This is a genomic window from Pectobacterium colocasium (assembly GCF_020181655.1).
Classification (GTDB): Bacteria; Pseudomonadota; Gammaproteobacteria; order Enterobacterales; family Enterobacteriaceae; genus Pectobacterium; species Pectobacterium colocasium.
In genome coordinates this window covers 1,239,019-1,264,794 of record NZ_CP084032.1, presented here as the reverse complement: position 1 = coordinate 1,264,794, position 25,776 = coordinate 1,239,019, and the positions used below count along the sequence as shown (strand labels likewise).

Sequence of the window (25,776 nt, the reverse complement as noted above, 5' to 3'; positions counted from 1 at the left end):
TGTTAAAGTGCGGCTTCGTCAGTTTCACCCGTACGAATACGGATAACCCTTTGCAACTCGGCGACAAAAATTTTGCCATCACCAATTTTTCCGGTGTACGCCGCTTTGCTGATAACATCGATCACTTCATCCAATTGGTCGTCTGCAATCGCGATATCAATTTTTACTTTGGGTAAAAAGTTAACGCTATATTCTGCACCACGGTAGAGTTCCGCATGCCCCTTCTGACGACCAAATCCTTTCACCTCAGTGACGGTGAGCCCCTGGATGCCGACAGAAGATAACGCTTCACGTACATCTTCCAGCTTGAATGGTTTTATCACCACAGTAACCAGTTTCATTTGTCTTCCCCCTAGCCATTACGTTCAGGCTTTCGCCCGTCACTTGTTCGATTACACGCTCTATGAAGTAGGTCTACGTCATGACTAAAGCAAAGGGTGTGCCATAAATGATTTATCTGGCATAAATCAGGAAAGAGAACGCGTTTAAAGATGAGAAAGGACAAAAAGCAAACATAACGAGGAAGAAAGGCTGGAAGAATTGGGCAAGAATTGCACTATTTTGGTGCGCAAAGAGTATTTTCAGTGCAGCGTGGGTCAAAACCGGAATCACGATGCTTAATGATGGTGCGAAGCCATGAGCAGACTGTCAGTCTGCACCACTCAAGGCGGTGCAGACCATCGTATGACCTATAATCGAGTCAGGCAATGCAAGGTTCGGTGCTGGTGGCAGCAAGATCCTCTCCGGCCAGTTGCAATTGATACATCTGATAATAGCGCCCCTGCTGTTGCAGCAGTTGCTCATGCGTTCCCCGCTCAACGGTTTGCCCATGATGAAGCACCATGATCGTGTCGGCCTCAACGATGGTAGAAAGCCGATGCGCGATGATAATCAAGGTTGTCTGTTCCCTGATGATACGCAACGCCTTTTGCACAGCCTGTTCCGTACCCGAGTCAATATTCGCCGTCGCTTCATCAAGAATCAGAATTTTAGGCGTTTGCACCAGTACCCGCGCGATCGCTAACAGCTGCTTTTGTCCGGTAGACAAATTATTCCCCTGCTCACCAACGCGCGTATGCAATCCTTCAGGGAAAGTCCGCACCAGCTCAGCCAGCTGTACGACCTCCAACACGCGCCAGACGGCCTCTTCGCTGATATCACGCCCCAGCGTCACATTCACAAACATGGATTCCGCCAGCACAACCGGATCCTGCTGCACCATTGCCACATTTTGGCGCAACACCGCATGAGAGAGCGTAGAAAGCGGCCGGCCATCGAGCCGAATTTCTCCTTCGTCCGGCGTGTAATATCCCATCAGCAAACTGGCCAGGGTGCTTTTTCCGCTGCCCGTATGCCCGACCAACGCGACGAACCCGCGCTCTGGTATCGTCAGAGAAATATGCTGTAGTACGCGTTTTTCGGTGCCATACGAGAAAGAAACATCGTCAATATCGACACGCCCGGTAGCCAGCGGACGCTCATCGTCGCCGTAGCCCTGCTTTGTCCCATCCATCAACTCAAAGATACGCTCACCCGCAACAACCGCCTGCTGCAACATAGACTGCTGGGTTGTCAGTTCAATCAGCGGTTCATTCAGACGCCCCAAATAGTTGATAAACGCATACAAAACCCCGACGCCAACCGACCCCATCGAACTGAAACCAAATTGGATCAACAACCCACACAGCACCATCGCAGCAAACAGGCTCAGCAGTGGCCGCAGCAGGAACCCTTCCAGACGCAACGCCTTCATTCGTGCGTCATAATGCGCGTGGCTGGAGGCTCCCAGTTTCTTGCCAAAGCGAGCCTGCTGGCGGAACTGCTGAATGACGCCCATGCCATTAATCACTTCGTTGAAACCATCATTAATGTCGGCCAGGTAGCTTCGAACCTTGCGCACAATCGGCGTACTGAAACGATGGTACAGCGCCATGACCACCGCGACCGCAGGGAAAATCATCAGTGCAATCAGCGCCATCTGCCAGTTCAGACTGAACATCGCCACCAGCATCGCCCCCACCAGCGCCGCACTGCGTAATACCGTTGACACCACCATGACGTACAGATCTTTAACGACCTCGGTGTCATTGGTGACGCGTGAAATCAGTTGCCCAACGGGTTGCGTATCGAATGTGCTCAGCGGCTGGCGCAACGCCGCATCCATCACATCAATGCGCAGTTGTTGGACGACGCCGACCGCAACGCGGTTAAACAACAGCGTCTGAAAATAGTGCAGCAGTGCCGCCAGCATTTGCAGCAGGATGTAGGCCATCGCCAGGCCCGCCGCAATCGCCAGCGGAAATTCGCCTTTAGCCACCAGATCATCAATAAAATAACTCACCAATATAGGGCCAGAAACTTCTGCGGCCGCAGCAACCCATAACATCACGACACCGGACAGCAGCGGTTTTCGCCAAGGTGAACCATAGGACAACAGGCGTTTCAGCGTTGGCCAAAACTGTTGAGGGCTATTCATTTCTTGCTCCTTCCGCCTGCGGTACCTCATCCAGCGCCGCCTCAAGCTGTTGATAGCGGTACATATCCCGATACCAGCCAGGCTCTGCGGCCAGCGTCCGGTGTGTGCCGCGCTGCACCGCTTGTCCTTGCTGCAACACCACGATTTCATTCGCTTCCGTGAGGGCTGACAGGCGATGTGCGCTGATGATCAACGTCCGTTTTTCGCCCCATGTTTTCAGATTCTGCAAAATCTGGTGCTCCGTTCGCCCATCCACCGCAGACAGCGCATCGTCCAGCACCAGAATTTCAGCGTCCAGCAGCAGCGCACGGGCAATCGCGATCCGCTGTTTTTGACCGCCAGATAACATCACACCGCGCTCACCCACCTCAGTTTGGTAACCTTGAGGCAAACGCAGAATATCGTCATGAACGCTGGCAAGACGCGCCGCCTGTTCAATCTCTTGTTGCGTCGCCTCAGGTCGACCCAGTGCGATGTTTTGCGCCACCGTGTCCGAAAACAGAAAAGGCATTTGCCCAACAACGGCAAAACGGCTTCGTAGCTCGTCCAGCCGAATAGCATTCAGCGGGCGATCGTGATAACGAATCTCTCCCGACTGGGTATCGAAATGACGCAAAATCAACGCCAGCAGCGTACTTTTCCCCGACCCTGTCGGCCCACATAATCCCAACATATTGCCCGGAGACAGCGTAAACTGAATATGCTGTAAGGCATCGCGGGTATTATCCGGGTAGCGAAACGCGGAGATGTTCACCGCCAACACGCCCCGCTCCGCAGGCAATGATTCTTCACCGTCTTTCACCACGAGTTCTTCCGCCAGTAACTGACGAATACGGCTATATGCCGCGCTACCGCGTTCAACAATGTTAAACATCCAGGCCAGCGCCAACATCGGCCATATCATCAATCCCAGATACATGACAAAGCTGGTCAACAAGCCTAACGTCAGCGAACCGTTAATCACCATCCAACTGCCGCCACCAATCGCCAGCAAATTCGAAAGCCCGACAGCGATATAAATAGTGGGATCGAAGCGGGCATCAACGCGGGCGACGTGCATGTTTTTGGCACCTGCCTCTGCCGCAACCTGTGCAAAACGCGCAGATTGATAGTTTTCCAACCCAAAGGCTTTAATCATGCGAATGCTGGTCAAGCTTTCCTGCGCCTGATCGTTAAGCGAAGAAAAAGCAGCCTGTGCGGATTTAAAACGGTTATGCAACTGCGTGCCGTAGCGCTTGATGAAAATCGCCATAAATGGCATCGGAAGCAACGCCAGCAGAGTGAGTTCCCAACTGATCTGCGTACACATGACAACCAGTACCGCACAGCCCATCACCATCGAATCGACCAGCGTCAGTACACCTTCTCCGGCGGCAAAAACCACGCGATCGACATCGTTGGTGGCTCGCGCCATCAGATCGCCGGTACGATGACGCTGGTAAAACGCCGGATGCTGGCGACTCAATTGGCGGTAAAAATCTTCCCGTAGCTCAACCGCCAGTTGGTATGAAGCACCGAACAGGAACACGCGCCACACGTAGCGCAGCAGGTAGACCATGACGGCGGTCAGCAGCATCACGCCAATCCACTTCATCATTTCGGTCATCGACATGCCGTGTTGCGTCACACCATCGACGATCACGCCAACCAGTTTAGGAGGAAGCAATTGCAGAATGGCAATCACAATCAATAGCGCAATGGCACCCAGATAGCGGCGCCATTCACGGCGAAAATACCAACTCAGTTGAGCAAACAGTCTCACGCGGTTTTCATTCCAATAGCCAGACGGGTCATGACAGACTCAGAAAAGTGATTATACAAAAGACGGATGGATGATGAATCACAGGGATAAAGGCAGAGCCGTGGTGTGTTTGATTCGTTCCATAGCAAAGCTAGATGTTACATCGACCAAACCGGGAATACCATTCACCAGCCGCTTATAGAAATCATCATAGCTTTTCATATCAGCAACCTGAACCTGCATCAGGTAATCGTATTCGCCAGCCATGCGATAAAAAGCCAACACTTCAGGCATATCGGACACAACACGAGTGAAGGTCTGATACCAGTCGCGGTTGTGCTGCTGCGTCTTCAATAAGACGAACGCCGTCAGCCCTAGTCCCAGACGCTCATTATCCAGCAGCGCCACCCGAGCTCGGATAATCCCTTCTTCTTCCAGACGCTTCAGGCGTTTCCAGCACGGCGTGGATGTCAGATTAACCGCATCGGCCAGCGTCTGTAGCGAAAGCGTGCAATCCTGTTGCAACATATTCAGCAGAGTGCGATCAATTTTATCCAACATAGTTTTTACCTGATTAGTTTTTACCTGATATAGCTTTACCACTATAGCGCTGCGCGATAGAAAACTTTCTCTACTTTCCGCCATTAAGAGAGAAAAGCAATGTTCTTGCCGTTTAAAGCCACGCTAATAGCATTATTGGCACCATCAGCATGCGATGGACTTCGTTGCACAGGCCCTGCTGTCGCCATGATGTTGGAGGTAGCAATTTACCCACGCCTTATATAGTAAAATCACCCCCAAAAAAAACCATTAAGGAGTAAAGTATTCCCCCAAAAACCCCATTAAGAGATAAAAAGGTAATTTTTTTATCCTAAAAACTCGTTACTCTATTCACATCACTGTCTAACCGAGTTTTCATCATGACCAATGCCTGGGTTAAAAATGCCATCAGCGCTATCGAAGCAGATTTTCAGCGTTCGGCTGATACGCATCTTATCCGTTTGACCCTGCCGGATTACCCCGGTATCTATTTTTACCTCAAAGATGAAAGCACACATCCCAGCGGCAGCCTGAAGCATCGTCTGGCGCGTTCTTTGTTTCTCTATGGGCTGTGCAACGGTTGGATTAAAGAAGGCACGCCGATTATCGAAGCATCATCCGGCAGTACCGCCGTGTCAGAGGCGTATTTTGCCCGCTTGCTTGGCCTGCCGTTTATCGCCGTCATGCCCTCCTGCACTGCAAAAAGAAAAGTTGAGCAAATCGCGTTCTATGGTGGACGCTGCCATTTTGTCGAACAGGCAGGACAAATCTATGCGGCATCTGAACAGCTCGCACAAGAGATGAACGGCCATTATATGGATCAGTTCACTTACGCAGAACGTGCCACCGACTGGCGCGGCAACAACAATATTGCTGACAGCATTTACCGCCAAATGGCACGTGAACCGTATCCTGTTCCAGACTATATCGTGATGAGCGCAGGCACTGGCGGCACCTCAGCCACGCTCGGGCGCTACATTCGCTATCAGGGTCTGGATACGCAACTGGTCGTCGTCGATCCTGAAAATTCTGTTTTTTACGACTGCTACCAGCAGCGGGATCGTTCCATCACGGGTCCGTGCGGTAGCCGGATAGAGGGTATTGGCCGTCCGCGTGCCGAGCCTTCTTTTATTCCTGACGTCATTGATAGCATGATCAAAGTGCCGGATGCCGCCAGCATCGCCACACTTTACTGGCTGGAAAGCGTATTAGGTCGCAAGGCAGGCGCCTCTACCGGCACCAACGTCTGGGGGATGCTGCAACTGGCCAAAGAAATGATGAGCCGCGGTCAAAAAGGGGCGATTGTGACCCTACTCTGCGACAGCGGTGAACGCTATCTGGATACCTATTACAACAGCAGTTGGGTAGAAAAAAACATCGGCGACATTCTCCCTTACCTCAATGCGCTGAACAGCCCAGAGATATCCCCTCTCATATCTGAACCCAGCCTGGCGTAAGGCTGACATATTCAGCATGCAGCCGCGGCGCTGAATACGAGCCATTTTTCAGGTAACATGTTTTTTCAGATAACATTGCTTTCTAAACAGAATTGCTTTCCAGATAACATGGCGACGTTACACCGCACTGCATGACAGACGTACTGCGGTTAGCGTCGCGTTAAGGTGAATGAAGAATGAAGCGTGCTGTGGTCGTTTTTAGCGGTGGACAAGATTCCACAACCTGCCTGATTCAGGCCCTGCAACATTATGATGACGTCCACTGCATCACCTTCGATTATGGACAGCGTCACCGTGCGGAAATTGATATCGCCCAAGAACTCAGCCTGAAGCTGGGTGCAACGGCGCATAAGGTTCTGGACGTAGGCTTACTGAATGAGCTCGCCACCAGCAGCCTGACGCGCGACAGTATCCCGGTTCCTGATTACGACGCCAATGCGCAAGGCATCCCCAATACCTTCGTTCCAGGAAGAAATATTCTTTTCCTGACGCTCGCCTCAATCTACGCCTATCAGGTTGGTGCCGAGACTGTCATTACCGGCGTGTGTGAGACCGACTTTTCCGGCTACCCTGATTGTCGCGACGAATTCGTGAAGGCGCTAAATCAGGCTATTGTATTAGGCATTGCCCGCGACATTCGCTTTGAAACCCCGCTGATGTGGCTCAATAAAGCAGAAACCTGGGCGCTGGCGGATTACTACCAGCAACTCGATACGGTGCGCTATCACACGTTAACTTGCTATAACGGCATTAAGGGTGATGGATGTGGCCAATGTGCCGCCTGCCATTTACGCGCAAACGGGCTTGCTCAATATCAAAACGACTCCGCGGCTGTCATGGCATCACTGAAGCAGAAAACAGGATTACGCTGATACGCCACAACACAACATCATGCGACGTAAAAACCGTAGGCCACGCCAAACAGCAATAGCCTGCGGCTTTATGTTAACGGCGAATTCCGTTTAGGTGTTCCAGCAGTTCTCCCTCCAGCGGCAGCGCTTTTTGCGTCAATAAATCGATGCAGACAAACGTCAGCGTGGCATCAGTCACGTCGCTTTCATCCGCTACCCGGGTTATCTTCTGACTGATCACGCCGCTTTTTGTATTTATCTGTAGTAATTCGCTATCAATGCGCAGTACATCACCGAGCACGGCAGGCTTGCGGTAGTTGATATTGATATTCACCACAACGAAAGCGATTTTGTTGCGATGCATCCAGCCAAAAGCGGGCTGGGTTTCCAGCCATTGCCAACGCGCTTCTTCCAGAAACTCCAGATAACGCGCGTTATTAACGTGCTGATAAACATCAATGTGATAGCCACGAACGGTAATTAACGTCTGCATAGCGGGAATACTCCTGTGACAAAACCGACAACTGGTATGACCTGACAATTAGCCTAGCAGAGGTTCGCAGCTCAGAGAAAGTGCTCGACTGAGCTGCGACTGATATCACAGTTTTAAAGACATCACGGGCTTAAAAAATCACAGTTTTAAACGAGAGAGATTGCGCTCAACCAACGCCGCCCCAATTCCCGGCACCTCCGTTAGCTGATCTACTTGAGTAAAAGGGCCATTTTGCTCGCGGTAGTTAACTATCGCTTCCGCCTTTTTCAGACCGACACCGTTCATGATGTCTGCCAACTCGGCAGCACTCGCTGCATTAATACTTACCTTATCCTCGTCGGCATCAGGAAGCGTCGCTTTTTCCACTTTCTGATCCGCTGGCGCAGACTTTACTGCCGTCGACGTGCTGTCGGCGGCTTTAGGTGCCGCCTGAACCAGTAATGGCAACCCAGATAAACTCATTCCAATGATTAAGCACAGTACTTTTATTCCTGATTTTTTCATGCTGTTTCCTCCATGTGTGTGACAGCACGACTACCTTGCCGTAGAGCAATCAACACCGCAAACAGCAGAATTTAAATGTGGAAAAGGCCGCGAAAGCGGCCTTTAGTTGTTGCAACAGTTTGCAAATTTTTGCGGGGCTTATTGTTGTTCCTGCGCCGCATTGCCCATCTTGATTTTCGCTTCACTACGCAAGCTGGACAGCAGAGAATCAAACAGCGCCCCCAGTGAACCTTGCTGAACCTGGCTGGCAAACTGTGTTTTCTGCTCATCATTTAGCTGATGTGGCGTCACGCTATCCAGCGCGACCAGTACGACGTTACCAGCTTGATCCTGAGTAATCGCATAAGACGGCTTATCCTTCTCTGGATGTGGCATAGCAAAAATCGCTTCAGCCGTTGCATCACCCTGAGAGACCGAAGACATCGTTTTTGCTTCGCTAAAGCTCAACACTGCTGCTTTCAGCGCGTCGTCTTTACCTTGCTTCAACTCAGCCAGAATTTTTTCAGCGTCGATACGAGCCTGCTGTTCAGCCTTCTGACGTTTTAATGTCTCTACGATCTCGGGACGAACCTGATCAAGAGGACGAGTGCTTTCAGGCTTGTGCTCAGTGATGCGCAAAACGAAAGCACGGTCACCGTCAACGTTAATCACATCGGAGTTATTGCCCGCTGCACCGTTTTCTCCCAGCAGCGCACCGCTAAAGATAGCCTGCGTTACCGGTTGGAAGTTCAGAGCGGCAGGAACCTTCTCACGCGTAAACCAGTCGGTCTGTGTGGCTTTCACACCAGCCGCTTCTTCTGCTGAAGCCAGAGATTCGTTGTCATTGCTGGCCGCTTCGCTGACTTTTTGTTGCAACGCATAATAGCCATCCTGCGCTTTCTCATGCTTCACTTTCTCAGCGATTTCAGCACGCACTTCGCTCAGCGGTTTGATCTGCTGCGGCTGAATATCATCCAGACGCACAATCAGATAGCCAACAGAGGATTTAATGGCTCCGGAAACCTGACCTTTCTCCGTCAGTTTTGCCTGCTTCAGCTCATCAATCATGCTGTTTTCGTCCATCCATCCCAGATCGCCACCATTGCGGCGCGAGATGATGTCCGTTGATTTTTCTTTCGCCAGCGTAGCGAAATCACCACCTTGCTTCAACGCATCCAGAACAGACGTTGCATCGGCCTCATTCTTCACCTGAATGACGCTGAATTTTTTGCGCTCAGGTTGGGAGTAGTCGTTCTTATTCTGTTCGTAGAAATCGTTGATGGCCGCATCGTCTACTTTCACGCTATCCATGATGCTTGCCGCATCCAGCCCGATATAGCTGACTTTGAATTCTTCCGGCGCGATGAAATTGCCTTTGTTCTGATCGTAATAGCTCTGAACTTCATCGTCAGCAACCATCTGGGCTTTCGCCTTCGCAGCAATATCAATGGTTGCCAAACGGACAACGCGATCTTGTGCAGCCAGTTTCACCAGATTATCGATCTCCTGCGGCAGCAGGAATGATGTATTGCCAAAACCGCGGATCAGCTGCTGTGATGTCAGTTGCTTACGCAGCATCTGAGCATACATATCCGGTGTTACACCAAGACGACGAACTTGATCCAGATACTTTTCATTATCAAAACGGTTGTTTGTCTGAAACGCGGGAACGTCAAAGATTGCCTGTTTGATTTGCTCATCACTGATGTTCAGCCCCAACTTGTTGGCATACTGATCCAACAAGGTTTCATCAATGAGTTGGGAGAGTGCCTGCCTACGCAATTGCTGCATGTAACCGTCATTGCTCGCCAGAAGAGAGAAATTCTCACCCAAGGCTTCCTGCTGACGACTGCGTTCGTTCTGTACCGCCTGCTCAAGCTGTGCGCGGGTAATTTCCTGCCCGTTCACCTTTGCCGCGTAATCTCCTGAACCACCAATAAGATAATCACCAACGCCAGTTAGAACGAATGATGCGATGATCAAAGCAAGAATAATTTTGAGCACGACGTTATTTGCGGCCGTACGTAAATTGTCCATCATAATGTGACAACACTCCGCTGTAGAATGGATAAAACTCCCTGCGCTGGCCGAAGCCATGCATCCTTGCGATTGCTATAGCCCATACAAGGCTAGGGCGCACTTAAACTTATTGCCCGCCACGTTCTGCCATGTGTCGGGTATGTAAAATCCTATATAAATAAAAGGCACATCATGAAATGATGCGCCTCGTATCTTACCCTACCAATATCATTGCGTCAGGTATTGTTTGGCACCCAAAGTGGTTATCAGCCAAACCTGTGACGTAATAATCAGTTAACGGCGTCTTTCAGCGTCTTACCAGCACGGAATCCTGGTACTTTCGCTGCAGGGATACTGATTTCTTTACCCGTTTGCGGGTTACGGCCGGTACGAGCAGCACGTTCACGCACTGAGAAAGTACCAAAACCAACCAAAGCAACATCATCCCCTTCTTTCAGGGATTCGGTAACGGAACCAATAATTGCATCTAACACACGCCCTGCTGCCGCTTTGGAAATATCAGCATCTGCGGCAATTTTGTCGATCAATTGTGACTTGTTCACTCTGTCATCCCCTCTGGAATTCTCTTATCGCGCTTCAATGTCCCAAGACGCGACACGTAACTTATTATCAATACTGTCATGCTTAGCCAGTTACGGCTAAAACTAACAGTGCTCTAACTTAGCGGTACAAAAAAAAGCTGGCAAGCACGATTTCACCCACCAGCCCTGATTTTCTCAAGGGTTTTTGCGACAGGTCACTATTTTGCCTTGGCTTTGGGCTTTGCTTTAGGAGCAGAGACCACTTGCATGCCAGAAGGCGAATTCTGCAACGCTAACGCCAACACTTCCTCGATACGTTTCACCGGATGGATTTCCAGATCCGCAATCACGTTCTGTGGGATATCCTCCAGATCGCGCTTGTTGTCATCGGGAATCAATACCGTCTTGATTCCACCACGGTGTGCGGCCAGCAGTTTCTCTTTCAGACCGCCAATCGGCAGTACCAAGCCACGCAGGGTAATCTCCCCCGTCATCGCCACGTCGGCACGCACCGGATTCCCAGTCAAACAAGACACCAGCGCGGTACACATCGCGATACCCGCACTTGGCCCATCTTTCGGCGTTGCACCTTCAGGAACGTGAACGTGGATATCACGCTTTTCGTAAAAATCAGCATTAATGCCTAATTTTTCCGCACGGGCGCGAACCACGGTGAGCGCAGCCTGAATCGACTCTTGCATCACCTCACCTAACGAACCGGTATAGGTCAGTTTCCCCTTGCCCGGCACACAGGCGGTTTCGATTGTCAGCAGGTCGCCACCGACTTCTGTCCAGGCCAAACCGGTCACCTGCCCTACGCGATTTTCGTCATCCGCACGGCCATAGTCAAAGCGCTGTACCCCGAGGAAATCCTTAAGGTTATCGCCCGAAACCTGAATATGCTTAGTGGATTTATCCATCAACAGCGTTTTTACTGCTTTACGGCACAGTTTAGAGATTTCACGCTCCAGACTACGCACACCCGCTTCACGCGTGTAATAACGGATAATGCCAACAATCGCGCTGTCTTCTACCGACAGTTCACCATTTTTCAGCGCATTACGTTCGATCTGTTTCGGCAACAGGTGCTGTTTGGCGATGTTCAGTTTTTCATCTTCGGTATAACCGGAAAGACGAATGACTTCCATACGGTCAAGCAACGGGGCCGGGATATTCATGGAGTTAGACGTCGCCACAAACATCACATCAGACAGATCGTAGTCGACTTCCAGATAGTGATCGTTAAACGCCACGTTCTGCTCAGGATCGAGCACTTCCAGCAGAGCAGAAGCCGGATCGCCACGCATATCGGAAGACATCTTGTCGATCTCATCCAGCAGGAACAGCGGGTTTTTCACACCGACTTTCGCCATTTTCTGGATCAGTTTGCCCGGCATTGAACCAATATAGGTACGGCGGTGCCCACGGATTTCCGCTTCGTCACGCACGCCGCCCAGCGCCATACGTACATACTGACGTCCGGTCGCTTTGGCGATGGATTGACCCAGTGAGGTTTTGCCGACGCCAGGAGGCCCTACCAGACACAGAATCGGCCCTCTGATCTTACTGACACGGCTCTGTACCGCGAGGTACTCGAGGATACGTTCTTTAACACGATCCAGACCATAATGGTCGGTATCCAGCATTTCCTGAGCTTTCAGTAAGTCTTTCTTCACTTTACTGCGCGCATTCCACGGTACCTGTACCATCCAGTCGATATAGCTGCGCACCACCGTCGCTTCTGCCGACATCGGCGACATCATCTTCAGCTTTTGTAGTTCCGCTTCGGCTTTCTCACGCGCGTCTTTCGGCATTTTTGCCGCATCAATCTTACGCTTTAACGCTTCGTGTTCATCAGGCGCGTCGTCCATCTCACCCAGCTCTTTCTGAATGGCTTTCATTTGCTCATTCAGATAGTACTCACGCTGGCTTTTCTCCATTTGCTTCTTAACGCGGCCACGGATCCGTTTTTCTACCTGCAGCAGGTCGATTTCGGATTCCATCATCGCCATCAGGTACTCCAAACGCTCAGTGATATCGAACATTTCAAGTACGGACTGTTTATCAGCCAATTTCAGCGGCATGTGTGCAGCAATGGTGTCGGCTAAACGCGCAGCATCATCAATACTGTTTAGAGACGTCAGCACTTCCGGCGGAATCTTTTTGTTCAGCTTGATATATCCCTCAAACTGATTGATTGCCGTGCGCATGAGCACTTCCTGCTCGCGTTCATCGATCGCCGGAGAGTCAAGATATTCGGCTTTCGCAGCGAAATGCTCACCGCTGTCAGAAAGCGTCGTAATACGTGCACGCTGTAACCCTTCGACCAGAACTTTTACCGTGCCGTCCGGCAGTTTCAGCATTTGAAGAATTGAGGCTACCGTCCCTACCGAGAAAAGATCGTTAATACTTGGCTCATCCGTTGAGGCTTCTTTCTGTGCCACCAGCATGATCTTCTTATCATGATCCATTGCGGCTTCAAGGCACCGAATCGATTTCTCACGACCAACAAACAACGGAATGACCATGTGCGGATAAACCACCACATCGCGCAATGGCAATACGGGGATTTCTATGCGTTCGGAACGCTCAGGGTTCATAGAGCTCTCTCTTAGTTTCGTTTCCGCCAGGTTATGGGAATCTCATGAAACGCGGTTTTCACGGGTTTCATCAAATAGGTATTTGAGTATATGGGGATAAATGTCTCACATTCAACGACCAGCATGCGTGTAAAAAACAAATGGGGGATAAATCCCCCATTTTTATTTTTTGATACAGCCAAATTGATTAATTATTCGCCGGAAGCCTGCTGTGTCTCAGGTTTGCCATAGATCAGCAATGGCTCGGACTGGCCCGCAATAACAGATTCATCAATGACGACTTTATCCACGCTATCCAGCGATGGCAGGTCATACATGGTATCCAGCAAAGCAGCCTCAACGATAGAACGCAGGCCACGTGCACCGGTTTTACGCGCCATCGCTTTCTTGGCAATCGCCGTCAGCGCTTCATCGCGGAACTCCAGTTCAACGCCTTCCAGATTGAACAGCGCCTGATACTGTTTGGTCAGCGCATTCTTCGGCTCACGCAGAATCTGAATCAGCGCCTCTTCACTCAGCTCTCTCAGCGTAGCAACCACTGGCAGACGGCCGATGAACTCAGGAATCAAACCGAATTTAATCAAGTCACCCGGTTCAACATTGCTTAACAGTTCACCTTCTGTCGCCTTGTCAGCCGATCCTTTAACCGTTGCATTAAAGCCAATGCCGCGACCAGTATCGGTACGCTGCTCGATCACCTTGTCCAGACCCGCGAACGCACCGCCGCAGATAAAGAGGATCTTGGAGGTATCAACCTGCAAGAACTCCTGCTGCGGATGCTTACGACCGCCCTGTGGCGGAACCGCAGCAATCGTCCCTTCGATAAGCTTCAGCAGCGCCTGCTGCACACCTTCGCCTGAAACATCACGGGTGATCGACGGGTTGTCTGATTTACGAGAAATCTTGTCGATCTCATCGATGTAGACAATGCCGCGCTGTGCTTTCTGCACATCGTAATCACACTTCTGCAGCAGCTTCTGAATGATGTTTTCCACATCTTCACCGACGTACCCCGCTTCAGTCAGCGTGGTGGCATCCGCCATGGTAAATGGCACATCCAGGAAGCGCGCCAGCGTTTCAGCCAGCAGCGTTTTACCGCTCCCGGTAGGACCAATCAGCAGGATGTTACTTTTACCCAGTTCGATCCCATTGCTGCTGTCACCATTACGCAAGCGTTTATAGTGGTTATATACCGCAACGGCCAATACCTTCTTCGCCTGTTCTTGACCAATGACGTAATCGTCAAGGTGGCGGCGAATTTCGTGTGGCGTCGGCAACGCGCTGCGCTCACGGTGGGGCGCCACTTCCTTAATTTCTTCGCGAATAATGTCGTTACACAAATCAACACATTCATCGCAGATATACACCGACGGCCCGGCAATCAGCTTACGCACTTCATGCTGGCTCTTGCCGCAAAAAGAGCAGTACAGTAACTTTCCTGAACCGTCTTTGCGCTTATCTGTCATGAGTTAAACCTCTTTTTCGTCTTTTGCCCGCAGGCCAACCACAGCGATACCGCTACAACGAACGCCGATACTTATAGCCAATACGCGTAAAATAACCTCGCACAACAGACTATCGGTCGAACACTGATTTTTAGCTACACCAGACCACGACTATGGCGAATGATTACCCGCGGTTAGTGAATACGGAATCTACCAAACCGTACTCTACAGCCTCACTGGCAGAGAGGAAACGATCGCGCTCGGTGTCTCTCTCTATCGCTTCAAGAGGCTGGCCCGTATGTTTCGCCATCAGCTCATTCATCTTGGCTTTCACTTTCAGTATTTCTTTGGCATGGATTTCAATATCCGTCGCCTGCCCCTGGAAACCACCCAACGGCTGGTGAATCATCACGCGCGAGTTAGGCAGGCAAATACGTTTGCCTTTGGCACCCGCAGTCAACAGGAACGCCCCCATTGAGCAAGCCTGTCCCATACAGATCGTGCTGACATCCGGCTTGATAAACTGCATGGTGTCGTAAATGGACATACCGGCAGTAATGACGCCACCTGGAGAGTTAATGTACAGATAAATGTCTTTTTCTGGGTTTTCGGCTTCCAGAAACAGCATCTGTGCCACAACCAGATTCGCCATGTGATCTTCAACCTGACCAGTCAGGAAGATTATCCGTTCTTTTAGCAGACGGGAATAGATATCGTAAGAACGTTCCCCACGCGAGGTCTGTTCAACCACCATCGGCACTAACGCCATATGAGGTGCTTGTCTTTCTTGTTCGCCACTGTATGACATTCACGTCTCCTAGATAAAATGCGTCCGGCACTCTTGTTGCGTTGTTCAAGCATTGCATTCAATTCTACTAGAGATAGGGGGGGATGACTACGGAACCCTATCCCTCCACGGCTGAACAACCTATACGGCCGAGAATCCTTACCTGCTGTGCCTACTTTTCCTCTTCAGTGAGTGGGGGCACGCGCATTGAATTTCAAGCTTACACTATCAATCGCTCTCTATTAAAGAGCCAATTATTTTATTATTAACACGTTATCGGCATGGCAAACCTGTGGTTTAACTCCTTGCCTGACCTCATAAATTCTTTGCCTGATTTAATGATAGTGCAATTTCAGGCAGCCATTCCTCGTCGATACAACAGGCGTTGTGAGGTAAACACCGAGATAAAGCACGATCGAACGGTAACTATCAGCATCATGATCGCACTAGCCCATAAGCAAAAAGCCCGCGCCATAAGGCACGGGCTTTTGATAGGGAAAATTCCCTACTACGCGATAAACGTGGTTTATGCTGTAGCGGTTTGATTCATCAGCTCGTTGAAGCTCACTGATTTCTCAACGACTTTCGCTTTAGCAAGTACAGTTTCTACCGCTTGCTCTTCCAGCGCGACGTTACGCATGTTGTTCAGCAGCTCTTTATTCTTGCCGTAGAACTCGATAACTTCCTGCGGATCTTCGTAAGCAGAAGCCATCTCTTCGATCAGTGCGTTAACGCGTGCTTCGTCAGCTTTCAGCTCATTGCTGCTGATGACTTCGCCCAGCAACAGACCGATAACAACGCGACGTTTAGCTTGCTCTTCGAACAGCTCACGCGGTAATTCCTGCGCTTGCTTCTCGTTGCCACCAAAACGCTGTGCAGCCTGACGACGCAGAACATCGATTTCGCCATCGATCAATGCCGCTGGCACATCGATTTCGTTTGCGTTGATCAGTCCGTCCAGAACCTGAGTTTTCACACGGTTACGCACAGCGCCTTTCAGCTCACGTTCCATATTTTTACGGACTTCAGCACGCAAACCTTCCTGAGAACCATCAGCCACGCCAAAACGCTTGATGAATTCTTCAGTCAGTTCAGGCAGTTCACGCTCTTCAACTTTCTTCAGGACGATAGCGAACTGCGCCGCTTTTCCTTTCAGGTTTTCAGCGTGGTAGTCTTCAGGGAAGTTCACATCGATAGTGAATTCTTCACCCGCTTTGTGCCCAACAACGCCATCTTCAAAACCTGGGATCATGCGGTTCTGGCCCATTGCCAGAACGAAATCGGAGGCTTTGCCGCCTTCGAAAACTTCACCGTCAATAGAGCCAGTGAAATCGATAGTAACACGATCTTCGGCTGCCGCAGCGCGGTCAGTTTCTTTCCAGGTCGCCTGTTGCTTACGCAGCGTTTCCAGCATGGTATCAACGTCAGCGTCAGTCACTTCAACAACCGGTTTTTCAACTTCGATTGCATCCAGACCTTTCAATTCAACTTCCGGGTACACTTCAAACTCAACAGAGTAAGTGAAGTCGGAGTTTTTATCATAGTTACCAGGCACATATTTAACTCTTCCAGCAGGAGTTAAATTCTCTTGCTGCAGCGCCTTAACGAGGTTCTGTTCCATTGCATCACCCAAAGCATTATTCAGCGCATCCGCACCATAACGCTTTGCAATCAATGACTTAGGCGCCTTACCTGGACGAAATCCATCAACTTTTGCTCGTTTAGCAAATACTGAGAGTTCGCGATCAACAGCATTTTCAATATCTTGCGTAGAAATCGTAATGTTTAAACGACGTCCCAGGCCTTGAGTGGTTTCAACTGAAACTTGCATCTTGTTACCTCAAAAAATCACAGTGATCGGTCAACCCCAAAACTATTCTCGCGACGAAAAATCTCACGACAGCAAGGCTGACTCAAAACTGGCACCAAGGTGCACAGCGTTAAACAAACCTCGCAGAACCGGGAAATTGCCAACCCCGTTCCCTGTAGTCAGAAGCGTCCCGAATACATTCAGGAAAAATAGACGCGGCATTATAGCGGTATAGAGAGGATGAGTCGAGAACGGCGGGTGGACTATTACAGCAACAGATTCACACTTTTAGTCAGTAACCCGCCCCGATATGTCAGGAACGGGCCATATTAATGACTAAGAAAGGATGCCTGCACCACCACAAGGTGGTGAAGAAGGTACGGCATTTTGCAAACTGACCCACTCTTTTGTCGAATACGTATGTAACGCTAACGCATGCACCGAACCAGCCAGTTCCTCAGCCAATACGGCATAGACTGCACGATGTCGCCCAATTACGCGTTCTCCCGTGAATTTATCGCTGACCAGCACAACTTTAAAATGGCTTTCCGCTCCCGCAGGCACGTTGTGACGATAGCTTTCATCGATCACCTCTAAATGAACGGGCTCAAAACCCACACGCAGCTTTTCCTCTATCGTTTCACGCATCATACGGCTACCCTTTCGGCTTGGGGAAAACTTGATCTCAACACGACATTGCTGCCACTCAACGGCGACTCACCGATGCCCGAATTATTATAACCTTAGCGTTTTTTCAACCTGTTATGCGTAAAAACGGTCTGACAAAGAAGAAAAATATTTGCAACGCCTTGATATCTCATCGACGGTTTTGATGTGATAAAAACGGTTTTTTCAGGCCAATGGCACGAAAAAGATGAATTTCAGAACAATTTACCTGCTATCGGCTCTTTTTCCTGCCAGTGGCGATGATATGATATCAACAATATTTGTCGACTCACCACACTAATCATTACTGAGAAAATACGAATGTTAAAAAAATTATTTTTCCCTCTTCTGGCCGTAATCTTGCTTGCAGGATGTGCAGCAAAAAGTAACACGCTGAACATCACGCCTAAAATTAGCCTACCTTCTCAGGATCCGACCCTGATGGGCGTAACAATTAGTATTAATGGTGCAGATCAGCGCGCCGACCAGGCGTTGGCAAAAGTGAATCGCGATGGCCAACTGATTACGCTAACACCTTCCCGCGATCTGCGTTTCCTGTTACAAGAAGCGCTGGAAAAGCAAATGACCGCGCGTGGTTATATGATCGGCACAGGTGGCCCGGTAGCCTTGCAGATCGTCGTTAACCACCTGTATGCCGACGTTTCAGAAGGAAACCTGCGCTACAACATCACGACCAAAGCCGATATCTCCATCATTTCTCAGGCGGCAAACGGCAACAAACAGGTGAAAAACTACCGCTCAACCTATAACGTTCAGGGTGCTTTCACCGCCAGCAACGACAAAATTACCGATGCGGTTAACACCGTGCTAGGTGATGTCATCAATGACATGGCACAAGACACCAGCGTAAGCAGCTTTATCAAAGAAAACGCCCGTTAATCTCTATACGCCGCTTCCCTTGCTCCTGAACGCTGTCGGAGCAAGGGAAAGGATTCTTCATGTTTAGTCGCATCGTTGCTTTATTCAGCCAACGTAATTCGCTTTTTATGCTGTTGCTTGGCTTTGCTTCCGGTTTACCACTGGCGTTGACATCCGGCACATTGCAAGCGTGGATGACCGTCGAGAATGTCGATCTGAAAACCATCGGTTTTTTCTCATTGGTGGGTCAAGCCTACGTATTCAAGTTCCTGTGGTCCCCTCTCATGGATCGCTATACCCCACCATTTCTTGGCAGACGCCGAGGCTGGCTGATTCTCAGTCAGATCCTGCTCATCGCCGCCATTATTGGCATGGGGTTTATGAATCCGGCACGCGATCTCTGGTGGCTGGCAGCGTTGGCCGTAATGGTCGCGTTCTGTTCGGCTTCTCAGGATATTGTTTTTGATGCTTATAAGACGGATTTACTCCCCCCGGAAGAACGCGGCACAGGCGCGGCAACCTCAGTCTTAGGCTATCGTCTGGCCATGCTGGTTTCTGGCGGACTGGCGCTGTGGATGGCGGATCGCTATCTCGGCTGGCAGGCAACGTATTGGCTCATGGCAGGACTCATGCTGATCGGTGTGTTCGCCACCCTGTTGGCACCGGAGCCACAAAATAGCCAGCCGGCGCCGCGCACCATGGAGCAGGCCATTGTTGCTCCCTTGCGCGATTTCTTCGAACGCAACAATGCCTGGCTTATCCTTCTGCTTATTGTTTTATACAAGCTCGGTGACGCCTTTGCGATCAGCCTGACGACCACATTCCTGATACGCGGCGTTGGTTTCAATGCCGGTGATGTTGGGCTGGTGAATAAGACGCTTGGACTGTTCGCCACCATCGTGGGAGCCATTTACGGTGGATTATTGATGCAGCGGCTCTCGCTGTTCAGAGCATTGATGCTGTTTGGCATCCTTCAGGCGGTGTCCAATGCAGGATACTGGCTGCTGGCCATCACGGCCAAAAGTCTGTTCACTATGGCTACCGCCGTTTTCCTGGAAAACCTCTGTGGTGGTATGGGAACAGCGGCATTCGTCGCGCTCTTGATGACGCTGTGTAATAAATCATTCTCAGCCACACAGTTTGCCCTGCTTTCCGCCCTTGCAGCTGTCGGACGGGTATACGTTGGCCCTATCGCAGGCTGGTTTGTTGAATCCTACGGCTGGGCATGGTTCTATCTGTTCTCGATTTTGGCCGCCTTACCGGGCCTGGCAATCCTGATGATTTGCCGTGAGACACTGGAATTCACCCAGAAAACCGACACCTTTCAGTTGCGTACACACTTCCAGAATTATTACAGGAAGGCCTTACATGTACTGGGTTCAGGGGTGATATTGCTGGCGCTGTGGCTCATGCTGCTCATTAGCAATGCGCTGGAATGGTCTTCATTGCCCCAACTGGCGGAATACCTGCTCGCTGCAGGCTGTACACTTGCTCTGCTGGGCATTTTCTTCGGTAGCTTGTTGGATTACCTGTCGCTTAGGCGCGCGCCAAAACCGTCAACACACTGATGGTTTTCGTTCAGGCAGCGTTCATCTGCTGCCTGAACCTATTACCTATTTCCTTTATTTAATTATTTTTCCCATAATTATCTTGCTAGCGGGAATTTTATTTCCTCGTAAAATCTCGCAAAACTAATTTCATTCGTTATCAAAAACGCCGATTGAACAAAAATTTTCACCAAACCGGAAATAGAAAATAAGCGTTAGCGCAAGTTGTAATTTCTTATTATCCATCCATACTTTTATCGGAGTGGCCGCTTAATTTGCTGTTTTTAAAAATTATTTTTATTTTGGCCATTCTTGTGACATTAAGGGCAAAAACCAGCAACAACCGGCTGACATAACCTTAATCATGTTTACAGTGCAGTAACCTTCCCGTAAAATGCCCGCTCGCGTGAAATGACAATAGAGCCCTTGTTATTGAGGTCGCTAGATGAGACTCAGGAAATACAATAAAATTTTTGGGATGCTGTCTTTATTTGCAGCCACAGCTCTGCTGAGCGGTTGCGATATGGCGCTGATGAACCCCAAAGGAGAGATCGGGTTAGAGCAAAGATCGCTAATACTGACTGCCATCGGGCTGATGTTGATCGTTGTGATTCCCGTTATCGTTATGACGATAGCTTTTGCCTGGAAGTTCCGTGCTTCCAATGAAAAGGCAAAATATACCCCGAATTGGTCACACTCCAATAAGATAGAAGCCGTAGTTTGGACTGTACCAATTATCATTATCGTCATTCTTGGCACGATTACCTGGAAGACGACCCACTCGCTTGATCCCTACAAGCCATTGGAATCAGACGTCAAACCTATCAATGTCGAAGTTATTTCGCTTGATTGGAAATGGCTGTTTGTTTACCCGGATTTGGGCATTGCAACGGTTAACGAACTGGCTTTCCCTGCCAACGTACCGGTTGCATTCAAGATTACTTCCGACTCAGTGATGAACTCCTTCTTCATTCCTCGTCTTGGTGGACAGATTTACGCCATGGCCGGAATGCAGACGAAGCTCCACTTGATCGCTAACGAACCGGGCAAGTATGACGGTATCTCTGGCGGCTATAGTGGTAAAGGCTTCTCTGGTATGAAGTTCACCGCAATTGCCACACCGACTCAACAAGAGTTCGACCAGTGGGTTGCGAACGTTCGTGCGTCTTCCAAGACACTGAATACCATGGATGAATTCAACACTTTGGCTAAGCCAAGTGAATTCCACCCTGTCGAATATTTCTCCAGTGTCCAGCCGGATTTGTTCAATAATCTTATTCGCAAATTCATAGGCAACGACATGAACATGCAACATCATGGTGAAGGCATGAAGCATGATGGTGAAAGCATGAAGTCTGACGAAAGCATGCAACACAGTGAAGGCATGAAGCACGATGAAAACATGCAACACGGTGAGGCCATGCAACACGGCGACGGCATGAACATGGGTGAGCATAGCTCGCACAAAGGAGCCGAGGGATAATACGATGTTCGGAAAACTTACACTCGATGCGGTTCCGTACCACGAACCCATTATTATGGTCACCGTGGCGGCGATCATCGTTGGCGGCCTTGCACTGCTGGCGGCAATAACCTATTTAGGTAAGTGGAAATGGCTGTGGGCCGAGTGGTTCACCTCCGTCGACCACAAGAAAATCGGTATCATGTACATCATCGTCGGTCTGGTGATGATGATTCGTGGTTTTGCCGATGCCATCCTGATGCGCGGCCAGCAGGTGCTGGCTTCTGCCGGGCAAGAGGGCTTCCTAAACGCTCACCACTACGATCAGATTTTCACCGCGCACGGTGTGATCATGATCTTCTTCGTTGCGACACCGTTTGTCGTTGGTCTGATGAACCTGGCGGTTCCTTTGCAGATCGGTGCGCGTGACGTAGCGTTCCCATTCCTGAACTCCCTCAGCTTCTGGCTGTTTGTTGTCGGCGTTATCTTGATCAACCTCTCTCTTGGGGTCGGTGAGTTTGCGCAGACGGGTTGGGTTGCCTATCCGCCGCTGTCAGGGAAGGAGTACAGTCCCGGCGTCGGGGTCGATTACTGGATATGGAGTCTACAGATATCCGGTATCGGTACCACGCTGACGGGTGTTAACTTCTTCGCTACCATTCTGAAGATGCGTGCACCTGGTATGACGTTGATGAAAATGCCAGTATTTACCTGGACGGCACTGTGTACCAACGTGCTGATCATCGCCGCATTCCCGATATTGACCGTTACCATTGCGCTGCTGACGCTTGACCGTTACCTCGGTACCCATTTCTTTACCAATGATATGGGTGGCAACATGATGATGTACATCAACCTGATTTGGGCATGGGGTCATCCTGAGGTTTACATTCTGGTGCTACCGATCTTTGGTGTTTACTCCGAAATCGTAGCAACCTTCTGTAAGAAACGGCTGTTTGGTTACACCTCTCTGGTGTGGGCTACCATTGCGATTACGGTTCTGTCGTTCATCGTTTGGCTGCACCACTTCTTTACCATGGGGTCCGGTGCGAACGTCAACGCCTTCTTTGGTATAGCCACCATGATTATTTCGATTCCAACTGGGGTTAAAATCTTCAACTGGCTGTTCACCATGTATCAAGGTCGTATTCAGTCCCACTCTACGATGCTGTGGACCACAGGCTTCATCATCACCTTCACTATCGGTGGGATGACCGGGGTTCTGCTGGCCGTACCGGGCGCGAACTTTGTCCTGCACAACAGCCTGTTCCTGATTGCTCACTTCCATAACGTGATCATCGGCGGCGTCGTGTTCGGTTGCTTCGCAGGTATTACCTACTGGTTCCCGAAAGCCTTTGGCTTCACCCTGAACGAAACCTGGGGTAAACGTGCGTTCTGGTTCTGGATTATCGGCTTCTTCGTTGCCTTCATGCCGCTGTATATCCTCGGCTTCATGGGGATGACGCGTCGTCTGAGCCAACAAATCAACCCTGAGTTCCACGCCTTACTGGTCGTGGCTTCCATCGGTGCGGTCTTGATCGGTATCGGTGTGCTGTGTCAGGTTATCCAGTTCTACGTCAGTATCCGCGATCGTCACCAAAATCGTGACCTGACAGGCGATCCGTGGGGTGGACGCACGCTAGAGTGGGCAACCTCTTCTCCTGCACCGTTCTACAACTTCGCTGTCGTGCCGCATGTTGACGAGCGTGATGCATTCTGGGAAGCGAAAGAGAAAGGCGAAGCTTACAAGCGCCCTGCCAGCTATGAAGAGATTCACATGCCGAAAAACACCGGCGCCGGTGTGATTATCTCCGCATTCAGCCTGGTATTCGGTTTTGCCATGATCTGGCATATCTGGTGGCTGGCCATAGCTGGCTTCGCAGGCATGATTGTGACCTGGATTGTGCATAGCTTTAATCAAGACGTGGATTACTACGTGCCGGTTAAAGAAATTGAGCAAATTGAGAATCAGAATTTTGATCAACTCAGTAAGGCAGGCGTGAAACATGTCAACTGAAACTCTGACTAACCACAATACTGCCCATGCCGAGCATGGGCACCACGACACAGGAGCCAATAAAGTCTTCGGCTTCTGGGTCTACCTGATGAGCGACCTGATCATTTTCGGATCACTGTTCGCAACCTATGCCGTACTGGTTAACGGTACTGCCGGTGGCCCAAGCGGGAAGGACATTTTCCAACTGCCCTTCGTGCTGGTAGAAACGTTCGCGCTGTTGTTCAGTAGTATTACCTACGGCATGGCGATGATCGCCATGAACAAGGGTAACAAGTCTCAGGTTAATGCCTGGCTGGGCGTAACGTTCTTGTTCGGTCTGGTGTTTATCGGGATGGAAATCTATGAATTCCATCACCTGATTGTTGAAGGCTATGGCCCGGATCGCAGTGCATTCCTGTCTGCCTTCTTCGCACTGGTCGGAACTCACGGGCTCCACGTAACGGGCGGTCTGATCTGGTTGGTCATCATGATGATTCAGGTGTCCAAACGTGGCCTGACGGCAACCAACAAAACACGTCTGATGTGCCTGAGCCTGTTCTGGCACTTCCTCGACGTAGTGTGGATTTGCGTCTTCACCGTTGTTTATCTGCTGGGGGCAATCTAATGAGTCATTCAACAACCGATCATTCAGGTGCTAGCCACGGTAGCGTTAAGTCATACGTAATAGGTTTTGTACTGTCAGTAATTTTGACTGTCATTCCTTTCAGTATGGTCATGAGCGGCACTGCCTCACATAACGCCATTCTTTTCACGGTGGTGGGAGCTGCAGTGGTTCAGATTCTGGTGCATCTGGTGTACTTCCTGCACCTGAATACGTCCTCAGAAGAGCGCTGGAACGTGGTGGCTCTTGTGTTTGCCGTCCTGATTATCGCCATTGTCGTCGTGGGCTCCATCTGGATTATGATGAGCGCACACCACAATATGATGATCCAGTAACCGAGCCGTAAAAGATGATTAAGCAATACCTGCAAGTTACTAAACCAGGAATTATTTTCGGAAATCTGATTTCCGTTATCGGTGGATTTCTCCTTGCGGCCCAGGGCCGCATTGATTATCCCTTGTTTCTCGCCACCCTTCTGGGTGTGTCGTTAGTCGTTGCATCTGGCTGCGTGTTTAATAACGTCATTGACCGCGACATCGACAAGAAAATGGAGAGAACCAAAAATCGGGTTCTGGTAAAAGGACTGATTTCGCTGAAGGTAACGCTGGTTTACGCATCGCTGTTAGGTATTGCGGGCTTTGCTCTGCTGTACATCGCGGCTAACCCGCTGGCCATGTGGCTGGCGGTGATGGGCTTCATCGTGTATGTCGGTGTTTATAGCCTGTATATGAAGCGGCATTCTGTTTATGGCACGCTCATTGGCAGCCTGTCCGGCGCAGCGCCTCCGGTTATCGGTTACTGCGCCGTCAGCAACCAGTTCGATGCTGGTGCGTTGATTCTGCTACTGATCTTTAGCCTGTGGCAAATGCCGCATTCATACGCGATTGCGATTTTCCGCTTTAAGGATTATCAGGCCGCCAACATCCCGGTTCTGCCCGTGGTGAAAGGTATCTCCGTTGCGAAAAACCACATTACGCTATATATCGTGGCGTTTGCGGTCGCAACATTGATGCTGTCTCTCGGCGGTTATGCCGGTTACAAATATCTGGTCGTTGCCGCAGCCGTTAGCGTCTGGTGGCTGGGTATGGCGCTGTCGGGCTATAAAAATGCGATTGATGACCGCGTGTGGGCAAGAAAGCTGTTTGTTTTCTCCATCGTCGCGATTACTTCGCTGAGCGTCATGATGTCCGTGGACTCAATGGCTCCTGCGCATGAAGTCCTGCTGACCTACCTGCGTTAATCACAAGCGGTACGCTACACATTACGAAAAACAGGTGGCTTGTCCGGCTAATGCCGATGGTTTAAGGATTAGTTGAACGATCCAGCCGTTGGTGTAAAAAAGGTTCATGACATTCATGGA

22 protein-coding genes are annotated in these 25,776 nt (G+C 50.2%); 9 read left to right on the top strand and 13 right to left on the bottom strand.

The window, feature by feature from the left end; translation table 11 throughout:
• Positions 1-2 precede the first annotated feature (2 nt).
• The 4 genes from glnK to LCF41_RS05550 all read right to left on the bottom strand — a co-directional run bounded on the left by glnK (position 3) and on the right by LCF41_RS05550 (position 4,778).
• Positions 3-341: a P-II family nitrogen regulator gene (gene glnK / locus LCF41_RS05565; protein WP_002208627.1), complete on the bottom strand. Its 339-nt coding sequence runs from the start codon at positions 339-341 to the stop codon at positions 3-5.
• 359 nt (positions 342-700) lie between these two features.
• Positions 701-2,476 carry a SmdB family multidrug efflux ABC transporter permease/ATP-binding protein gene (locus LCF41_RS05560; RefSeq protein WP_225087232.1) on the bottom strand — a complete coding sequence of 592 codons (1,776 nt, stop codon included), beginning with the start codon at positions 2,474-2,476 and terminating at the stop codon, positions 701-703.
• Positions 2,469-4,238, bottom strand: a complete 1,770-nt coding sequence (locus LCF41_RS05555) for a SmdA family multidrug ABC transporter permease/ATP-binding protein (protein WP_225087231.1) — start codon at positions 4,236-4,238, stop codon at positions 2,469-2,471. Before LCF41_RS05555 ends, LCF41_RS05560 begins: the two co-directional genes overlap by 8 nt.
• Before the next feature lie 78 nt (positions 4,239-4,316).
• On the bottom strand, positions 4,317-4,778 hold the full coding sequence (locus LCF41_RS05550) for an Lrp/AsnC family transcriptional regulator (protein ID WP_005976040.1): 462 nt from the start codon (positions 4,776-4,778) through the stop codon (positions 4,317-4,319).
• A gap of 359 nt (positions 4,779-5,137) precedes the next feature.
• On the opposite strand from LCF41_RS05550, the gene LCF41_RS05545 reads away from it, so the two are divergent.
• On the top strand, positions 5,138-6,214 hold the full coding sequence (locus LCF41_RS05545; protein WP_284144946.1) for a PLP-dependent cysteine synthase family protein: 1,077 nt from the start codon (positions 5,138-5,140) through the stop codon (positions 6,212-6,214).
• Positions 6,215-6,390: 176 nt separating this feature from the next.
• A complete protein-coding gene (queC, locus tag LCF41_RS05540) occupies positions 6,391-7,086 on the top strand; it encodes a 7-cyano-7-deazaguanine synthase QueC (protein ID WP_225087230.1) in 696 nt (231 codons plus the stop codon).
• 73 nt (positions 7,087-7,159) lie between these two features.
• Here the strand turns inward: queC and LCF41_RS05535 are convergent, their stop codons facing one another.
• The 9 genes from LCF41_RS05535 to bolA all read right to left on the bottom strand — a co-directional run bounded on the left by LCF41_RS05535 (position 7,160) and on the right by bolA (position 17,895).
• Positions 7,160-7,558 carry an acyl-CoA thioesterase gene (locus LCF41_RS05535; protein WP_225087229.1) on the bottom strand — a complete coding sequence of 133 codons (399 nt, stop codon included), beginning with the start codon at positions 7,556-7,558 and terminating at the stop codon, positions 7,160-7,162.
• A 138-nt stretch (positions 7,559-7,696) separates the two neighbouring features.
• Entirely contained in the window at positions 7,697-8,062 is a 366-nt protein-coding gene (locus tag LCF41_RS05530) for a ComEA family DNA-binding protein (RefSeq protein WP_225087228.1), read from the bottom strand.
• Positions 8,063-8,200: 138 nt separating this feature from the next.
• Positions 8,201-10,081, bottom strand: a complete 1,881-nt coding sequence (gene ppiD / locus LCF41_RS05525; RefSeq protein ID WP_225087227.1) for a peptidylprolyl isomerase — start codon at positions 10,079-10,081, stop codon at positions 8,201-8,203.
• 269 nt (positions 10,082-10,350) lie between these two features.
• Entirely contained in the window at positions 10,351-10,623 is a 273-nt protein-coding gene (gene hupB / locus LCF41_RS05520) for a nucleoid-associated protein HU-beta (RefSeq protein WP_005976031.1), read from the bottom strand.
• A 197-nt stretch (positions 10,624-10,820) separates the two neighbouring features.
• Complete coding sequence (gene lon, locus LCF41_RS05515) at positions 10,821-13,202, bottom strand: endopeptidase La (protein ID WP_225087226.1); 2,382 nt, start codon at positions 13,200-13,202, stop codon at positions 10,821-10,823.
• Positions 13,203-13,393: 191 nt separating this feature from the next.
• Positions 13,394-14,668 carry an ATP-dependent protease ATP-binding subunit ClpX gene (gene clpX / locus LCF41_RS05510; RefSeq protein ID WP_225087225.1) on the bottom strand — a complete coding sequence of 425 codons (1,275 nt, stop codon included), beginning with the start codon at positions 14,666-14,668 and terminating at the stop codon, positions 13,394-13,396.
• 163 nt (positions 14,669-14,831) lie between these two features.
• Positions 14,832-15,455 carry an ATP-dependent Clp endopeptidase proteolytic subunit ClpP gene (clpP, locus tag LCF41_RS05505; RefSeq protein ID WP_014700831.1) on the bottom strand — a complete coding sequence of 208 codons (624 nt, stop codon included), beginning with the start codon at positions 15,453-15,455 and terminating at the stop codon, positions 14,832-14,834.
• A gap of 505 nt (positions 15,456-15,960) precedes the next feature.
• Positions 15,961-17,265: a trigger factor gene (gene tig / locus LCF41_RS05500; protein WP_225087224.1), complete on the bottom strand. Its 1,305-nt coding sequence runs from the start codon at positions 17,263-17,265 to the stop codon at positions 15,961-15,963.
• Positions 17,266-17,580: 315 nt separating this feature from the next.
• A complete protein-coding gene (bolA, locus tag LCF41_RS05495; RefSeq protein WP_225087223.1) occupies positions 17,581-17,895 on the bottom strand; it encodes a transcriptional regulator BolA in 315 nt (104 codons plus the stop codon).
• Positions 17,896-18,231: 336 nt separating this feature from the next.
• Between bolA and LCF41_RS05490 the strand changes: the two genes are divergently transcribed.
• From LCF41_RS05490 to cyoE, 7 genes are all read left to right on the top strand, one after another.
• Positions 18,232-18,810, top strand: coding sequence for a lipoprotein (locus LCF41_RS05490; protein WP_225087222.1), 579 nt, complete (start codon positions 18,232-18,234; stop codon positions 18,808-18,810).
• Between the two features lie 59 nt (positions 18,811-18,869).
• Entirely contained in the window at positions 18,870-20,357 is a 1,488-nt protein-coding gene (gene ampG / locus LCF41_RS05485) for a muropeptide MFS transporter AmpG (protein ID WP_225087221.1), read from the top strand.
• Between the two features lie 424 nt (positions 20,358-20,781).
• Positions 20,782-21,819, top strand: a complete 1,038-nt coding sequence (cyoA, locus tag LCF41_RS05480) for a cytochrome o ubiquinol oxidase subunit II (protein WP_225087220.1) — start codon at positions 20,782-20,784, stop codon at positions 21,817-21,819.
• Between the two features lie 4 nt (positions 21,820-21,823).
• Positions 21,824-23,815 (top strand): cytochrome o ubiquinol oxidase subunit I, encoded by a 1,992-nt coding sequence (cyoB, locus tag LCF41_RS05475; protein ID WP_225087219.1) that lies wholly within the window; start codon positions 21,824-21,826, stop codon positions 23,813-23,815.
• Positions 23,805-24,419 (top strand): cytochrome o ubiquinol oxidase subunit III, encoded by a 615-nt coding sequence (locus tag LCF41_RS05470; protein WP_015839340.1) that lies wholly within the window; start codon positions 23,805-23,807, stop codon positions 24,417-24,419. The genes cyoB and LCF41_RS05470 overlap by 11 nt, the downstream gene beginning before the upstream one ends.
• The gene (locus tag LCF41_RS05465) at positions 24,419-24,751 is read left to right on the top strand and encodes a cytochrome o ubiquinol oxidase subunit IV (protein ID WP_225087218.1); all 333 of its coding nucleotides are present in this window, start codon (positions 24,419-24,421) and stop codon (positions 24,749-24,751) included. Before LCF41_RS05470 ends, LCF41_RS05465 begins: the two co-directional genes overlap by 1 nt.
• 14 nt (positions 24,752-24,765) lie before the next feature.
• Entirely contained in the window at positions 24,766-25,656 is an 891-nt protein-coding gene (cyoE, locus tag LCF41_RS05460) for a heme o synthase (RefSeq protein ID WP_225087217.1), read from the top strand.
• Positions 25,657-25,776 lie beyond the last annotated feature (120 nt).

What these genes read in the sequence shown, in the direction of transcription:
- glnK (WP_002208627.1), bottom strand. Translation starts at nt 341, where the DNA reads ATGAAACTGGTTACTGTGGTGATAAAACCATTCAAGCTGGAAGATGTA.
- LCF41_RS05560 (WP_225087232.1), bottom strand. Translation starts at nt 2,476, where the DNA reads ATGAATAGCCCTCAACAGTTTTGGCCAACGCTGAAACGCCTGTTGTCC.
- LCF41_RS05550 (WP_005976040.1), bottom strand. Translation starts at nt 4,778, where the DNA reads ATGTTGGATAAAATTGATCGCACTCTGCTGAATATGTTGCAACAGGAT.
- LCF41_RS05545 (WP_284144946.1), top strand. Translation starts at nt 5,138, where the DNA reads ATGACCAATGCCTGGGTTAAAAATGCCATCAGCGCTATCGAAGCAGAT.
- queC (WP_225087230.1), top strand. Translation starts at nt 6,391, where the DNA reads ATGAAGCGTGCTGTGGTCGTTTTTAGCGGTGGACAAGATTCCACAACC.
- LCF41_RS05535 (WP_225087229.1), bottom strand. Translation starts at nt 7,558, where the DNA reads ATGCAGACGTTAATTACCGTTCGTGGCTATCACATTGATGTTTATCAG.
- LCF41_RS05530 (WP_225087228.1), bottom strand. Translation starts at nt 8,062, where the DNA reads ATGAAAAAATCAGGAATAAAAGTACTGTGCTTAATCATTGGAATGAGT.
- ppiD (WP_225087227.1), bottom strand. Translation starts at nt 10,081, where the DNA reads ATGATGGACAATTTACGTACGGCCGCAAATAACGTCGTGCTCAAAATT.
- lon (WP_225087226.1), bottom strand. Translation starts at nt 13,202, where the DNA reads ATGAACCCTGAGCGTTCCGAACGCATAGAAATCCCCGTATTGCCATTG.
- clpX (WP_225087225.1), bottom strand. Translation starts at nt 14,668, where the DNA reads ATGACAGATAAGCGCAAAGACGGTTCAGGAAAGTTACTGTACTGCTCT.
- clpP (WP_014700831.1), bottom strand. Translation starts at nt 15,455, where the DNA reads ATGTCATACAGTGGCGAACAAGAAAGACAAGCACCTCATATGGCGTTA.
- tig (WP_225087224.1), bottom strand. Translation starts at nt 17,265, where the DNA reads ATGCAAGTTTCAGTTGAAACCACTCAAGGCCTGGGACGTCGTTTAAAC.
- bolA (WP_225087223.1), bottom strand. Translation starts at nt 17,895, where the DNA reads ATGATGCGTGAAACGATAGAGGAAAAGCTGCGTGTGGGTTTTGAGCCC.
- LCF41_RS05490 (WP_225087222.1), top strand. Translation starts at nt 18,232, where the DNA reads ATGTTAAAAAAATTATTTTTCCCTCTTCTGGCCGTAATCTTGCTTGCA.
- ampG (WP_225087221.1), top strand. Translation starts at nt 18,870, where the DNA reads ATGTTTAGTCGCATCGTTGCTTTATTCAGCCAACGTAATTCGCTTTTT.
- cyoA (WP_225087220.1), top strand. Translation starts at nt 20,782, where the DNA reads ATGAGACTCAGGAAATACAATAAAATTTTTGGGATGCTGTCTTTATTT.
- cyoB (WP_225087219.1), top strand. Translation starts at nt 21,824, where the DNA reads ATGTTCGGAAAACTTACACTCGATGCGGTTCCGTACCACGAACCCATT.
- LCF41_RS05470 (WP_015839340.1), top strand. Translation starts at nt 23,805, where the DNA reads ATGTCAACTGAAACTCTGACTAACCACAATACTGCCCATGCCGAGCAT.
- LCF41_RS05465 (WP_225087218.1), top strand. Translation starts at nt 24,419, where the DNA reads ATGAGTCATTCAACAACCGATCATTCAGGTGCTAGCCACGGTAGCGTT.
- cyoE (WP_225087217.1), top strand. Translation starts at nt 24,766, where the DNA reads ATGATTAAGCAATACCTGCAAGTTACTAAACCAGGAATTATTTTCGGA.